Here is a 16,200-nt window from a genome sequence, read left to right on the forward strand (position 1 = left end):
ATGCATTTCAGCGAACTGATGGCTGCCATTTCCACCCATGCGATCCGCCTTCAACAGGAAGATGAAGACCTGGTCATTCTGGGCGGCGACGACGCGCTGGATGACGCGTTGTGGGACAGCCTCGCGGCGCACAAGGCGCAACTGCTGGAGCTGGTCGCCCAACACGGCGGTGACTGGCTGAGCCCGGCCTTTCGCATCACCCCGGACATGCTGCCGCTGGTGAAGCTGAGTCAGGACACCCTTGACCGCATCGTCGCCACGGTGCCCGGTGGCGCCGCCAACGTGCAGGACATCTATCCGCTGTCCGCGTTGCAGGAGGGCATGCTCTATCACCACCTCTCGGCTGTTGCCGGCGATCCTTATATTTCGCAGGCGCGTTTCGTCTTCGACAGTCAGGAACGGCTGGACGCCTTCGCCGACGCGCTGCGCTGGGTGGTAAAACGTCACGACATCCTGCGTACTTCGTTTGTCTGGGAATACCTCGACGAAGCGCTGCAAGTGGTCTGGCGCGAGGCGCCGCTGGTGTGTGAGGAAGTCCCCGTCGACAGGGGCGCCGACGTGCTCACGCAACTGCTCGCACGCCACGACCCGCAGCACTTCCGTCTCGATATGCAGCAGGCACCGTTGCTGCGCCTGGTGTATGCGCAGGATCCGGCGCAGGGCCGCGTGGTCGCGCTGTTGCTGTTTCATCACATGATCATGGATCACGTCGCACTGGATGTGCTGCGCCGGGAAGTTCAAGCCTGCCTGCTCGGGCAGGCCGCGCAAGTGCCTGCGGCCGTGCCGTATCGCGATCACTTGGCCAGGGCACGCAATGCCGGCAATGAGCAGGCACATGAAGCGTTTTTCCGCGACATGCTCGCCGACATCGACGAGCCGACGCTGCCGTGTGGCTTGCAGGATGTGCAGGGCGAAGGCCACGCCATCGAAGAAGCCGCGTTGCTGCTCGACAGCCACCTGAGCCTGCAGTTGCGTGAGCAGGCGCGGCAGCTCGGCGTCAGCGTGGCGAGCCTGACGCATCTGGCCCTGGCGCGGGTGCTCGGGCAATTGTCCGGGCGCACGGCGGTGGTGTTCGGCACTGTGCTGCTGGGGCGGATGGACGCGGGCGAGGGCGGCGAGCAAGCGTTGGGCATGTTCATCAACACCTTGCCGCTGCGCGTTGATGTCGGCGAGCACAGCGTGCGCGCCGGCGTGCGCGCGACCCATCAACGCCTGACTGCGTTGCTGGCGCACGAGCAGGCCTCGCTGGCCCTGGCGCAACGCTGCAGCGCCGTTGCGGTGCCGACGCCACTGTTCAGCGCGATTCTCAACTACCGACACAGCAGCGTTGAGGAAGTGGCGGAAGTGGTCGACATTGCCCCCGGCGTGCAGGTGCTGGGTGCCCGCGAGCGCACCAACTATCCGCTGACCATCAACATCGATGACCTCGGCGCCGATTTGCGCATCACCGCGCTGGCGGATGCAGCGCTGGGGGCCGAGCGCATGGCCGCGTACCTGAACACGGCGCTGGAGAGTCTGCTCGCGGCCCTGCAAACCGGCGCCGATGTGCCGCTGCAAACGCTGCGCGTCCTCCCGGCGAGCGAACGTGAACACCTGCTATACGGCGTCAATTCGCCGCTGGCACAGTTCCCGGAAACCCCGCTGATCCACCAGCAATTCGAAGCCCATGCCCAAGTGAGGCCTGACGCCACAGCGCTGATATTCGACGGGCAAACCCTCAGTTACGGCGAACTCAACCGCCGCGCCAATCAGGTCGCCCACCATTTGCTGGCCCTGAACATTCGCCCTGACGACCGCGTGGCGATCTGCGTCGAGCGTGGCCCGCAAATGCTCATCGGCCTGCTCGGTGTACTCAAGGCAGGTGCCGGTTACGTGCCGATCGATCCGACCTATCCGCTCGACAGAATCAGCTTCACCTTGCAGGACAGCGCCCCGGCAGCGCTGCTGATGCAGGCGGCGACGCGTGATCGCGTGACCCATCTGAATGTGACGCAGATCGATCTCGACAGCGCTCACCTCAAGGCCGAACTCGATAGCAATCCGCAGATCCCCGAGCTGAGCCCGGCGCATCTGGCGTACGTGATCTACACCTCCGGCTCCACCGGTCTGCCCAAAGGCGTGATGGTCGAACACCGCAACGTGGCACGGCTGTTCTCCTCCACCCACGATTGGTTCCAGTTCAACCAGCAAGACATCGGGGTGCTGTTCCATTCCTTCGCCTTCGACTTTTCGGTCTGGGAAATCTGGGCCGCGCTGGCGTTCGGCGGACAATTGCTGCTGATCCCGCAAGCCGTCAGCCGCTCGCCGGACGACTGCTATGCATTGCTTTGCCAGACCGGCGTGACTGTGCTCAACCAGACGCCGAGCGCGTTCCGCCAACTGATCGCCGCTCAGGGCCGCAGTCAGCTTCAACACTCGTTGCGGGAAGTGATCTTCGGCGGCGAAGCGCTGGAGCCGGGCTTGCTCAAGCCTTGGTATGCGCGGGTCGGCAATGCCGGAACGCGGCTGGTGAACATGTACGGCATCACCGAAACCACCGTGCACGTGACCTATCGACCGCTGCAAGCCGCCGACGCGCAGTTGCTCGGCGTCAGCCCGATTGGCGTGCGCATTCCCGACCTGCAGCTGTATGTCCTCGATGCGCAGCGTGAACCGGTTCCCGTCGGTGTGATTGGCGAGTTGTACGTCGGTGGCGCGGGTGTGGCGCGCGGTTATCTGAATCGCGAAGCACTGACTGCCGAGCGTTTTATCAATGATCCGTTCAGCGAAAACGCCCAGGCGCGTTTGTATAAAACCGGTGACCTTGCGCGCTGGGCCGCCGATGGCAGCCTCGAATACCTGGGACGCAACGACGACCAAGTGAAGATTCGCGGTTTCCGCATTGAGCTGGGCGAGATCGAAGCGCGCTTGTCTGGTTGCGCAGGCGTGCGTGAAGCCGTGGTCATCGCCCGTGAGGACAGCCCCGGTGATCAGCGGCTGGTCGCCTACTGGCTGGCCGACGAAGGCGCCGCGCCGGATGTGGCGCAGTTGCGCGATCAACTGCTGGTTTCGCTGGCTGAGTACATGGTGCCGAGCGCCTTCGTGCGTCTCGAGACTTTCCCGCTGACCGCCAACGGCAAACTCGACCGCAAAGCCTTGCCGGCGCCGGACAGCGAAGCGTTTGCCCGGCGCGGTTTCGAAGCGCCGGTCGGTGCCGTGGAAAATCTGATCGCCGGTCTCTGGCAGACGTTGCTGGGTGTCGAGCAGGTCGGTCGCCACGACAATTTCTTCGAACTCGGCGGTCATTCGCTGCTGGCGGTGAAGCTGATCGAACGCATGCGCCAACAGGATCTGCACTGTGATGTGCGCGTGCTGTTCGGTCAGCCGAGCGTGGCAGCGCTGGCGGCGACCCTGAGCAGCGAACGCGGCATCGTCGTTCCAGACAACCTGATCGAGCCGGGTTGCACGCGCATCACTCCGGCCATGCTGCCGCTGGCCCGTCTCGATCAAGCCGCAATCGACCGCGTTGTTGCCAGCGTGCCGGGCGGCATCGCCAACGTGCAGGACATCTACGGCCTGGCGCCGTTGCAGGCGGGGATTCTCTATCACCATCTGGCCACCGCTGACGGTGATCCGTATGTGTTGCAAGCGCAATTCGCCTTCGACGGTCTGGCACAGATCAAAACCTTCGTTCGAGCCTTGAACGGTGTGATCAAACGTCATGACATCCTGCGCACCGGCATCGTCTGGGAAGGGTTGGAAGAAGCGGTGCAAGTGGTCTGGCGCGAGGCGCCGCTGGCGCTGGAACGTGTCGATGCCGACGAACTCGATGGCGATGTGCTGGAACAGATGCAGGCGCGTTTCGATCCGCGCCACTATCGCCTGGGCCTCAATCGCGCGCCGCTGATGCGCTTTGTCTACACCGAAGATCAGCCGCACAACCGCTGGATCGGCATTCTCCTGATGCACCATATCGTCCTCGACCACACCGCACTGGACGTGCTGGTCGCGGAAATGAATGACGTCATGCTCGACCGTAGCAGCGATCTGCCGCCGCCGGTGCAGTACCGCCATTTTGTCGCGCAGGCGCGACTCGGCGTTGATGATCAGGCCCATGAGGCGTTCTTCCGCGAGATGCTTGGCGATATCGACGAGCCGACCGTGGCCTTCGGTCTGCAGGACGTGCACGGCGACGGCAGCGACATTCTCGACAGTCATTGCGAACTGGATGCCGGCCTCGGTCAACGTCTGCGTGAGCAGGCGCGGCGGCTCGGTGTCAGCGTCGCCAGTCTGGTGCATCAGGCCTGGGCTCAGGTGCTGGCGCAGGTGTCCGGCCAGCAGGACGTGGTGTTCGGCACAGTGCTGCTTGGCCGAATGCAGGGCGGAGAGGGCGCAGACCGGGCGCTGGGCATGTTCATCAACACCTTGCCGCTGCGCGTCAGTGTCGGGGCGGATTCGGTAGAGAGCGGCGTGCGGGGCACCCATGCGCGGCTGGCGCAGTTGCTCGGCCACGAGCAAGCCTCGCTGGCACTGGCCCAGCGTTGCAGTGGTGTCGGTGGTGCGCAGGCGCTGTTCAGCACCTTGCTCAATTATCGCCACAGTGCGCCGGAGTCGGCCGCTGTAGCGTGGGACGGCGTGCAGATTCTCAGCTCCCGCGAGCGCAGCAATTATCCGTTGGTGGTCAGCGTTGACGACCTCGGCGAAGGTTTCCGCTTGAGTGTGCAAGCCGTGCCACAGGTGGATGGCGCGCGGGTCTGCGATTTCTTGCAAACCGCGTTGCACAGTCTGGTCACGGCACTGGAGTACACGCCGACGGCGCCGTTGCAGCAGCTGTCGATTGTCTCGCCGAGCGAGCGGCAGCGAGTGCTGGTCGGCTTCAACATCAGCGGTCGTGAATACCCGCCGGCGCAGACCGTGCCGCGCCTGTTCGAAGCGCAAGTGGCCGCGCAGCCCGAGGCGCTGGCGGTGGTGCAGGGCGAGCAACCGCTCAGCTATGGCGAACTGAATCAGCGCGCCAATCGCCTGGCCCATCACTTGCTCGGCCTCGGCGTGCAGGTCGACGACCGTGTTGCGCTGTGCCTGCGTCGTGGCCCGGACATGCTCGTTGCGCTGCTGGCGATTCTCAAGGCCGGTGCCGGTTACGTGCCGATCGATCCGGATTACCCGGCAGAGCGCATCGCCTACCTGTTGCACGACAGCGAACCGATCGCCGTGCTCGCGCAAGCGTCGACGCGCGAGCTGCTTGGCGTTGTGCCGGTGATCGATCTGGACGCCAGCGACTGGCAGCACTTACCTGACACCAACCCAGTGTTGTCGAGGTTGACCCCGGCGAATCTGGCCTACGTGATTTACACCTCCGGTTCCACCGGGCAACCGAAAGGCGTGATGGTCGAGCACCGCACCCTGGAAAACCTCGTGCACTGGCATGCCGAAGCTTTCGATCTGCAGGCCGGCAGCCACACCGCCAGCGTCGCCGGTTGCGGTTTCGATGCCATGGCCTGGGAAGTCTGGCCGGCGCTGTGCGTCGGCGCGACCGTGCATCTGCCACCGCCCGCGATCGGCAATGAACATCTCGATGAACTGCTCGAGTGGTGGCGTGGGCAGCCGTTGCAGGTGAGTTTCCTGCCGACCCCGGTGGCGGAATACGCCTTCAGCCGTGAACTGGGTCATCCGACCCTGCGCACATTGCTGATCGGTGGCGACAAGTTGCGCCAGTTGCCGCGTGATCAGGCGTTTGACGTGATCAATAACTACGGCCCGACCGAAGCCACGGTGGTGGCGACGTCCGGGCGCGTCGAGACTGGGCAAGTTCTGCACATCGGCCGGCCGATCGCCAATGCCCGGATTTATCTGCTCGACCGTCAGCAACAACCTGTGCCGACTGGCGTGCAAGGCGAGTTGTATGTCGGCGGCGCCGGGGTTGCGCGCGGTTATCTGAATCGCCCGGAACTGACCGCTGCGCACTTTCTCGACGACCCGTTCAGCGACGAGCCCCACGCACGGATGTACCGCACTGGCGACCTCGCGCGTTGGCTCGCGGACGGCAATATCGCATACCTGGGCCGCAACGACGATCAGGTGAAACTGCGCGGCGTGCGCATTGAACTCGGCGAAATCGAAGCAGCGCTGAGCGCTCACGACGCGGTGCGCGAATGCGTGGTGTTGGTGCGTGATGGACGTCTGGTCGCCTGGTTTACCACCATCGAATCCGTCGAGATCGGCGATTTGCACCAGCATCTGCAAGCGCGACTGCCGGATACTTTGGTGCCTGCGGCTTACGTGCGCCTGGACAGCTTGCCGCTGACCGCCCACGGCAAACTCGACCGCAAGGCCTTGCCCGAACCGGATCAGGATGCGTGGCTCAGCCGTGAATATGAAGCGCCACAAGGTCCGGTCGAAACAGCGTTGGCGCAGATCTGGGCCGACGTCCTCAACATCGAGCAGATCGGCCGTCACGACAATTTCTTCGAACTCGGCGGCCATTCGCTGTTGGCGGTGAGCCTGATCGAGCGCATGCGTCAGGCCGGTCTGAGCGCCGATGTGCGCGTGCTGTTCAACCAGCCGAGTCTGGCCGCACTGGCGCGAGCCTTGGGCAGTGGCCGGGAAATCGCAGTGCCGGCCAATCTGATTGCGGCCGATTGCACGCACATCACCCCGGACATGCTGACCCTGACCACGCTGGATCAAACCAGTATCGATCGTATCGTTGCCACGGTGCCGGGCGGCGCCGCGAATGTGCAGGATATCTATCCGCTGGCACCGTTGCAGGAAGGCATTCTTTATCACCACCTCAGTGCCGAACAGGGCGATCCGTACCTGCTGCAATCGCGTCTGGCCTTCGACAGTCTTGAACGGTTACAGACTTTCGCCGAGCACTTGCAGCAGGTCATCGCCCGTCACGACATTCTGCGCACCAGTGTGGTCTGGGAAGGTTTGCCCAGCCCGCATCAGGTGGTCTGGCGCGTGGCGCAGATGGTTGTGCAGCAAGTGCTGCCGGATCCGCAGGACGGCAACATGCTTGAGCAGTTGCACGCGCGTTTCGACGCACGGCATTACCGCCTCGACCTGAGCGCTGCGCCGCTGATCCGCATGGTCTACGCCGAGGATCCGTCGCACCAGCAAGTGGTCGCCATCGTGCTGTTCCATCACTCGATTCTCGACCACACCGCCATGGACGTGATTGGCCGGGAAATGCACGCGTTGATGTTCGATCAACTCGACACGCTGACGCCGCCGATGCCGTATCGCAATTACGTGGCGCAGGCCCGCCTGGGCGCCGATGAGCAGGAACATGAAGCGTTCTTCCGCGACATGCTCGGCGATATCGACGAGCCGACCTTGCCCTTCGGTCTGCAAGATGTTCAGGGCGATGGGCGCGGCATCGAAGAAGCGCTGCAACCGCTCGATGCCGCGCTCAATCTACGTCTGCGCGAACAGGCGCGGCAGTTGGGCGTCAGCCCGGCGAGCCTGATGCACATGGCCTGGGCGCAGGTGCTGGGCGTGGTCTCCGGGCGTCGCGACGTGGTCTTCGGCACCGTGTTGATGGGGCGCATGCAGGGTGGCGAGGGTGCCGACCGCACGTTGGGGGTGTTTATCAATACCCTGCCGCTGCGGGTCGATCTCGCTGAAAGCGTGCGCGCCGGGGTGAAAACCACTCACGCACGGCTGACGGCTCTGCTCGCTCATGAACACGCGTCGCTGGCGCTGGCTCAACGCTGCAGCGGCATGTCGGGTTCCGCGCCGCTGTTCAGCGCCTTGCTCAATTACCGGCACAGCGCTGCTGAACAGCAGCCGCGCGACGGCCAGGGGATCTGGCAAGGCGTGCGCATGCTCGGCGGCGAGGAGCGCAGCAATTATCCGCTGACCCTGTCGGTGGATGATCTGGGCGACGGTTTTGCCCTGGACGTGCTGGCGCTCGCCGAGATCGGTGCACAGCGGATCTGCAGCTACATGCACACCGCACTGGAACATCTGGTGCAAGCGCTGGAGCAGCAGCCCCGGACGCCACTCAATCAGCTGCCGATTCTGTCGCTGCCGGAGCAGACGCGACTGCTGGTGGATTTCAACCGGAGTGCTGTCGCGTTTCCCCGTGGCGCAACCCTTCATGCGCTGGTCGAGACTCAAGCGGCGCAACGCGCGGATGCGCTGGCCGTGGTGCAGGGCGGGCAATCGTTGACCTACGGCCAGCTCAATCAACGCGCCAACCGTCTGGCCCACCATCTGCTCAGCCTTGGCGTGCAGCCTGACGACCGCATCGCCGTGTGCGTGCGGCGCAGTCCGCAGATGCTGGTGGCGCTGCTGGCGATCCTCAAGTCGGGCGCCGCTTATGTGCCGGTCGACCCGGCGCACCCGGCGGAGCGCATTGCTTACCTGCTTGCGGACAGCGCTCCGTTGGCGGTTCTGGCCGAGGCCTCGACGCGTGATTGTCTCGGTGCCGTGCCGGTGATCGATCTCGATAGCAGTGTCTGGGCGCAGCTGCCGGACAGCAATCCGCGAGTACCGACGCTGACCCCGGCGCATCTGGCCTATGTGATCTACACCTCGGGTTCTACCGGCCAGCCGAAAGGCGTGATGGTCGAACACGCGACGCTGGAAAACCTCGTGCACTGGCACAACCGCGCTTTTGACCTGCACGCCGGCAGCCACACGGCGAGTGTCGCCGGCTTCGGTTTCGATGCGATGGCGTGGGAAGTCTGGCCGGCGCTGTGTGTCGGCGCGACCCTGCATCTGCCGCCGCAAACGGTGAGCAACGAGCACCTGGATGAATTGCTGGCATGGTGGTGCGCGCAGCCGTTGCAGGTGAGTTTCCTGCCGACGCCGGTCGCCGAATATGCGTTCAGTCGCGACCTCGGCCACCCGACCTTGCGCACGCTGTTGATCGGTGGTGACAAACTGCGGCAGTTCCCGCGTGAACAGACCTTCGCGGTGATCAATAACTACGGCCCAACCGAAGCCACGGTGGTTGCCACCTCCGGGGTGGTTGAGGCCGGGCAGGTGCTGCATATCGGTCGGCCGATGGCCAACGCGAAGATTTACCTGCTCGACGACCAGCAGCGTCCAGTGCCGGTCGGCGTCGCCGCTGAGTTGTATGTCGGTGGTGCCGGTGTGGCACGCGGTTATCTGCATCGCCCCGAGCTGAGCGCCGAACGCTTCCTCGACGACCCGTTCAGCGACGCACCGCTGGCGCGCATGTACCGCACCGGCGACCTCGCACGCTGGCTGGCCGACGGCAACATCGAATACCTGGGGCGTAACGATGATCAGGTCAAACTGCGCGGCGTGCGTATCGAACCGGGCGAAATCGAAGCGGCGTTGAGCGCTCACGAGGCCGTGCAGGATTGCGTGGTGCTGGTGCGCGACGGGCAGTTGCTGGCGTGGTTTACCGAACGTCTGAGCGTCGAGATCGAGGATTTGCGCCGTCATCTGCAAGCGCAGTTGCCGCAAGCGCTGGTGCCCGCCGCTTACGTGCGCCTGCCAGCACTGCCGCTGACCGCCAACGGCAAACTCGACCGCAAGGCCCTGCCAGAGCCGGATCAAACAGCGTGGCTGAGCCGCGAATATGCTGCACCGCAAGGCGCGGTGGAAGTCGCCTTGGCGCAGATCTGGTCCGAAGTCCTCAACGTCGAACAGGTCGGACGTCACGACAATTTCTTCGAACTGGGCGGGCATTCGTTGCTGGCGGTGACACTGATCGAACGCATGCGTCAGGCCGATCTGAGCACCGATGTGCGTGTGCTGTTCAGTCAACCGACGCTGGCCGCGCTGGCGGCGGCGGTGGGCAGCGGCCGCGAGGTCGTCGTGCCGGAGAACATGATTGCGGTCAACTGCACGCACATCACCCCGGACATGCTGCCGCTGGTGCAACTGGATCAGGCCAGCATCGAGCGTATCGTCGCCACGGTTCCGGGCGGTGCGGCCAACGTGCAGGACATTTATCCGTTGGCGCCGTTGCAGGAAGGGATTCTGTATCACCACCTCAGCGCCGCGCAGGGCGATCCGTACCTGCTGCAATCGTGTCTGGCGTTCGACAGCCTCGAGCGATTGCAAGGGTTCGCGGCGGCGTTGCGTCAGGTCATGACGCGCCACGACATCTTGCGCACTTCCGTGGTCTGGCAAGGCTTGACGACGCCAGTGCAGGTGGTCTGGCGCCGTGCCGAGCTGCCGGTCCAGGCTGTGGCGCTGGAGCCTGCGCAGGGTGAGGCCATCGATCAGTTGCGTGGGCGCTTCGACGCACGGCACTGGCGTCTGGACCTGGATCAGGCGCCACTGCTGCGTCTGGTGTATGCCCTCGATCCGGCCAATCAACGCGTGGTTGCCATGCTGTTGTTCCACCACATCGCCATGGACCACACCGCGATGGCGGTGGTCAGTGAAGAAATGCAGGCGATTTTGCAGGGCGGTGAGCAGTTGCCGGAGGCAGCGGTGCCATACCGCAATTATGTTGCGCAGACTCGTCTTGGCGTCAGCGAACAGGAGCACGAAGTGTTCTTTCGCGAGATGCTCGGCGACATTGACGAACCGACATTGCCGTTTGGCCTGCAGGATGTGCACGGCGACGGCAATGACATCGAGGAAGTCTGCCAGCCACTGCCGGCCTTGGTGGCGCAGCGTCTGCGCAGTCAGGCGCGGTTGCTCGGCGTCAGCGTCGCCAGCCTGTTTCATCTCGCTTGGGCACAGGTGCTGGCGGCAACGTCGGGTCAGGAGCGGGTGGTGTTCGGTACGGTGCTGTTGGGTCGCATGCAGGGCGGCGCGGGCGCGGATCGCGGTCTGGGCATGTTCATCAACACCTTGCCATTGCGCGTGGATGTCGACGAAACCACCGTGCGCGCCGGGGTCAAGGCGACCCATGCGCGACTCAGTGCGTTGTTGGCTCACGAACATGCGTCGCTGGCATTGGCCCAGCGTTGCAGCGGTGTCGCGGCGCCGTCACCACTGTTCAGCGCAATGCTCAATTACCGTCATAGCGACAGCGAAGCTCAGCAAAAGACCAAGCGTGAGGCCTGGCAGGGCATCGAATCCCTGGCCGGCGAGGAGCGCACCAATTACCCGTTGACCCTCAACGTCGACGATCTGGGCAGCGGCTTCCAACTGACAGTGATGACACCGTCGCGCATTGGTGCGGCACGCCTCGGCCAGTACATGCACAACGCGCTGACCGTGCTGGTTGAAGCGTTGGAGCAAACACCTCAGCAAGCATTGAATCGCCTGACGGTGTTGGCGGACGAGGAGCGGCAGACGTTGCTGTTCGGCCTCAACGACACTGTCGTCGATTACGACTTGCAGCAAACGCTGCACGGCCTGTTCGAAGCGCAGGTGCAGCGCACGCCGCAGGCTGTGGCCGTTGTCGCCGGTGATCAGGCATTGAGCTACACGCAGTTGAACGAGCGCGCCAACCGTTTGGCCCAGCACTTGATCCGTCTCGGTGTGCAAGTGGATGCGCGGGTGGCGATCTGCGTCGAACGCAGCCTGGAAATGGTCATCGGCCTGCTGGCGATCAACAAGGCCGGCGCCGCGTATGTGCCGCTGGACCCGGCCTATCCGTCGGAGCGCCTCGCTTACATGCTCGAGGACAGCGCGCCGGCCGTGGTGCTGGTGCACGGGGCGACTCGCGCGTTGCAGGGGGACATCGCCGCCCCCGTGGTCGATCTTGACCAGGACACTTGGCAATCGTTGTCTGCCGACAATCCGCAAATCCCGGCGCTGACGCCACAACACAGCGCCTACGTGATCTACACCTCCGGCTCGACCGGCCAGCCGAAAGGCGTGGTCAACGAACACATCGGGGTGGTCAACCGTTTGCTATGGATGCAGGACGCCTATCGCCTGAGCGCTGCCGATTCGGTGCTGCAGAAAACCCCGTTCAGTTTCGACGTGTCGGTGTGGGAGTTCTTCTGGCCGCTGATGACCGGCGCGCGCCTGGTCATGGCGCAGCCCGGCGGGCACAAGGATCCGCACTACCTGAGCGAAGTGATCGAGCGCGAACACATCACTACGCTGCACTTTGTGCCGTCGATGCTCGATGTGTTCCTCGCCAACAGCGACACCACACGCTGCGACAGCCTGCGGCAGGTGATGTGCAGCGGTGAGGCGTTGCCGGGCAGTCTGGTGCGGCGCTTCAAGCTGCAACTGCCTGGCAGCGGTTTGCACAACCTGTATGGCCCGACCGAAGCCGCCGTCGACGTAACCGCGTGGGCCTGCGCCGGCTCCATCGAGCAGACCCCGGACAACACGCCAATCGGCAAACCGATCGCCAACACCCGCATGTACATCCTCGATGCGCAGCAGCAACCGGTGCCGCAAGGCGTGATCGGCGAGCTGTACATCGCCGGTGTGCAGGTGGCGCGCGGTTATCTGAACCGGCCGCAACTGACGGCCGAACGCTTCCTCGAGGATCCGTTTCATCCGCACGGGCGCATGTACCGCACCGGTGACGTCGCGCGCTATCGGCCGGACGGCAATATCGAATACCTGGGGCGTAACGATGATCAGGTGAAGATCCGTGGCTTGCGCATCGAATTGGGCGAAATTCAGGCGCGCCTGACCCAGATCCAGGGTGTGCAGGAAGCCGTGGTGCTGGCCCGGGAAGACGCGCCCGGCGACAAACGTCTGGTCGCGTATTACACCGGCGAGCGGCTGGAAATCGACCTGCTGCGCAGTCAACTGCTCGAGCATTTGCCGGATTACATGGTGCCTGCGGTGTTCGTGCATCTCGATCGTTTGCCGCTGAGCCCGAACGGCAAACTCGACCGCAAGGCCTTGCCGGCACCGGATCAGCAATCGCTGAAAACACGCGAGTACGAAGCCCCGGTCGGCGAAGTCGAAATCACCCTGGCACGGCTCTGGGCGGAACTGCTCAACGTCGAGCGGGTAGGGCGTCAGGACCATTTCTTTGAGTTGGGTGGTCACTCGCTGCTGGCGGTCAGTCTGATCGGCCGGTTGCGTCAGGAAGGCATGGAAGCTGATGTCAGGTCGCTGTTCGAACATCCGACCCTGGCCGGCTACGCCGCAATTACGGAAAGAATGGAGATCGTCCTGTGAACGTGATCGAACTGTTGGCCACATTGAAGGCTAAAGACATCCAACTGGCGGTCACCGATGATCAGCTGCGGGTGAACGGCAACAAACAGGCGTTGAGCGATCCGGCGCTGCTGGCTGCGCTACGCGAACACAAACCGGCGCTGATCGAACTGATCAAGGCCGGGCACTACTCGGCGACCAAGGCCGGTCAGGTCGAGGTGCCAGCCAACGGCATCGCAGCCGACGCCACGCAGATCAACCCGTCGATGCTGACCCTGGTCGAACTGGATCAGACCAGCATCGACCACCTCGTGGCGCAAGTGCCTGGCGGCGCGGCGAATGTCCAGGACATCTACCCGCTGGCGCCGTTGCAGGAAGGCATTCTTTATCACCACGTCAGTGGCGGCGAAGGCGATCCGTATGTGATGCCGTCACAATTCGCCTTTGCCAGCCGCGAACGCTTTCAGGCGTTCGCGCAAGCGTTGCAAACGGTGATCGATCGCCATGACATCCTCCGCACCTCTGTGCACTGGCAGGGCCTGGATGCCCCGGTGCAGGTGGTCTGGCGCCGCGCCGAGCTGCCAGTGGAAGAGGTCATCGTCCCTGACGCCGACAGCGACGTGCTGGCGTACCTGCACCAGCGGTTCGACGCCCGACACTTTCGCCTCGACGTCAGCCGCGCGCCGCTCATGCGTCTGGCCCATGCCTGGGATGACGCCGGGCAACGGGTGATTGCGACGCTGCTGTTCCATCACATGGCTCTCGACCACTCGGCCCTCGACGTGGTGCGGCATGAAATGCGCGCCTGCCTCAGCGGGCAGCGCGAGTTGTTGGGGCGGCCGGTGCCGTTTCGCAATTATGTGGCACAGGCGCGGCTGGGTGTCAGCGAAGCCGAGCATGAGGGGTTTTTCCGCGAGATGCTCAGCGACATCGACGAGCCGACGTTGCCGTACGGTTTGCAGGATGTGCAGGGTGACGGCAGCGAAATTGGCGAACTGAGCCAGCCGATCGAACCGCTGTTGGGCCAGCGTTTGCGCGCCCAGGCACGCCAGCTCGGGGTCAGTGCCGCGAGCCTGTTTCACCTCGGTTGGGCGCAGGTGTTGGCCGCGTTGACCGGCAAGCAACACGTGGTGTTCGGCACGGTGCTGATGGGGCGCATGCAAGGCGCCGAGGCGGTCGACCGGGCGCTGGGAATTTTCATCAACACCTTGCCGTTGCGGGTGAATGTCGACAGCGCTGATGTGCGCGCCGCCGTCAACGCCACCCACGCGCGGCTGACCACGCTGATGCGCCATGAATACGCGCCGCTGGCCCTGGCCCAGCGCTGCAGCAACGTGGTCGCGCCGACGCCGCTGTTCAGCACGCTGCTCAATTATCGCCACAGCCACAACGTCACCACGGCCAGCGCTGAAACGCTGGCGGCGTGGGAGGGCATTGCCACCCTGCACTCCGAGGAACGTACCAACTATCCGCTGACCCTGAGCGTCGATGACCTCGGCGACGCGTTCAGTCTGACGTTGCTGGCGAGCACGCAGATCGACCCGCAGCGGATCTGCGCCTACATGCACTGTGCACTGGAAAACCTGCTGCTGGCACTCGAGCAGGCGCCGCAAACGCCGGTCAATCAACTGTCGGTTCTGCCGGCCGTGGAGCTTGAGCAAGTGCTGGTCGGCTTCAACGCTACGCACATGAATTTCCCGCCGACCCAGCCCCTGCAACAACGCTTTGAAGCTCAAGTTGCGCAGCGGCCGGAAGCGCTGGCGGCAGTGTTTGCCGATGCGCAATTGACCTACGCCGAGCTCAACCGTCACGCCAATGCCCTGGCGCATCATCTGATCGAGCGCGGTGTAAAACCCGATGATCGGGTGGCCATCGTCGCCCGCCGCGGTCTCGATACGCTGATCGGGCTGGTCGCCATTCTCAAGGCCGGCGCCGCTTACGTGCCGGTCGATCCGGCGCACCCTGCCGAGCGCTTGCACTATCTGCTCAGCGACAGCACTCCGGTTTTGGTCCTCACCCAAACCGATCTGCGTGCGCGCTTGCCGGCGCTGGACGTACCGGTGATCGACCTCGACCGTTGTACCTGGACACTGACCTGCACCTTCGACCCGCAGGTGCCGGGCCTGACCGCTTCACACCTCGCGTATGTGATCTACACCTCCGGCTCCACCGGCCTGCCCAAAGGCGTGATGGTCGAGCATCAGACCCTGAACAATCTGGTCGATTGGCACTGCACGGCCTTCGACCTGTGTGCCGGTCGCCACACCTCAAGCCTCGCCGGTTTCGGGTTCGACGCGATGGCCTGGGAAGTCTGGCCGGCCCTGTGCGCAGGTGCGACCTTGCACCTGGCGCCGAACCACGATGGCAACGAAGACATCGATGCGCTGCTGGCGTGGTGGTGCGCACAACCGCTGGACGTGAGTTTTCTGCCGACGCCGGTGGCCGAATACGCTTTCAGCCAGAACCTCGAACACCCGACCCTGCGCACGCTGCTGATCGGCGGCGACCGCTTGCGCCAGTTCAATCGCAACCAGCATTTCGACGTGATCAACAACTATGGTCCGACGGAGGCCACGGTGGTCGCAACATCGGGTCGAGTCGACAGCGGCGACGCGTTGCACATCGGTAAACCGGTAAGCAACGCCACGGTGTACTTGCTCGATGAACACCAGAGCCCGGTGCCGATGGGCGTGGCGGGCGAGTTGTACGTCGGCGGTGCCGGCGTCGCCCGTGGCTATTTGAACCGCCCGCAAATGACTGCCGAGCGCTTTCTGCGTGACCCGTTCAGCCGTTTGCCGAACGCGCGCATGTACCGCACTGGTGACCTCGCACGCTGGCGCGAAGACGGTACGCTCGAGTACCTGGGGCGCAACGACGATCAGGTGAAAATCCGTGGCGTGCGCATCGAACTGGGCGAAATCGAAACCTGCCTCAATCAGTTGCCGGGGATTCAGGAAGCCGTGCTGCTGGCCCGTGAAGACCAACCCGGCCAGCCGCGCCTGGTGGCGTACTTCACCGAGCAGGCGCAGGTCGAAACGCTGCCGGTCGGCGAGCTGCGTGCGCAATTATTGAGCCGCTTGCCGGAGTACATGGTGCCGGTGGCGTTCGTCAAACTCGCCGCGTTGCCGTTGACCGCCAATGGCAAGGTCGACCGCAAAGCCTTGCCGGCGCCGGAGCTGTCGGCGTTGTTCACCCGCGAATACG

The 16,200-nt window shown here is 64.1% G+C and carries 2 protein-coding genes (1 of these 2 only partly in view); both read left to right on the forward strand.

The genetic code is table 11. From position 1 onward, the window contains the following. The gene (locus QZR14_RS19120) at nucleotides 1-13,017 is read left to right on the forward strand and encodes a non-ribosomal peptide synthetase (protein ID WP_311997412.1); all 13,017 of its coding nucleotides are present in this window, start codon (nucleotides 1-3) and stop codon (nucleotides 13,015-13,017) included. Further along, nucleotides 13,014-16,200, forward strand: partial view of a non-ribosomal peptide synthase/polyketide synthase gene (locus QZR14_RS19125; protein ID WP_311997413.1) — the 5' portion only. Its footprint extends 14,657 nt past the window's final position; 3,187 of the gene's 17,844 nt are visible here — the first part of the coding sequence; it begins with the start codon at nucleotides 13,014-13,016; its stop codon lies beyond the right edge, outside the window. Before QZR14_RS19120 ends, QZR14_RS19125 begins: the two co-directional genes overlap by 4 nt.

The sequence above is a fragment of the Pseudomonas sp. rhizo66 genome (assembly GCF_031931925.1).
GTDB lineage: Bacteria > Pseudomonadota > Gammaproteobacteria > Pseudomonadales > Pseudomonadaceae > Aquipseudomonas.

Coding starts and splice junctions, on each gene's coding strand:
- QZR14_RS19120 (WP_311997412.1), top strand. CDS start 1: ATGCATTTCAGCGAACTGATGGCTGCCATTTCCACCCATGCGATCCGC.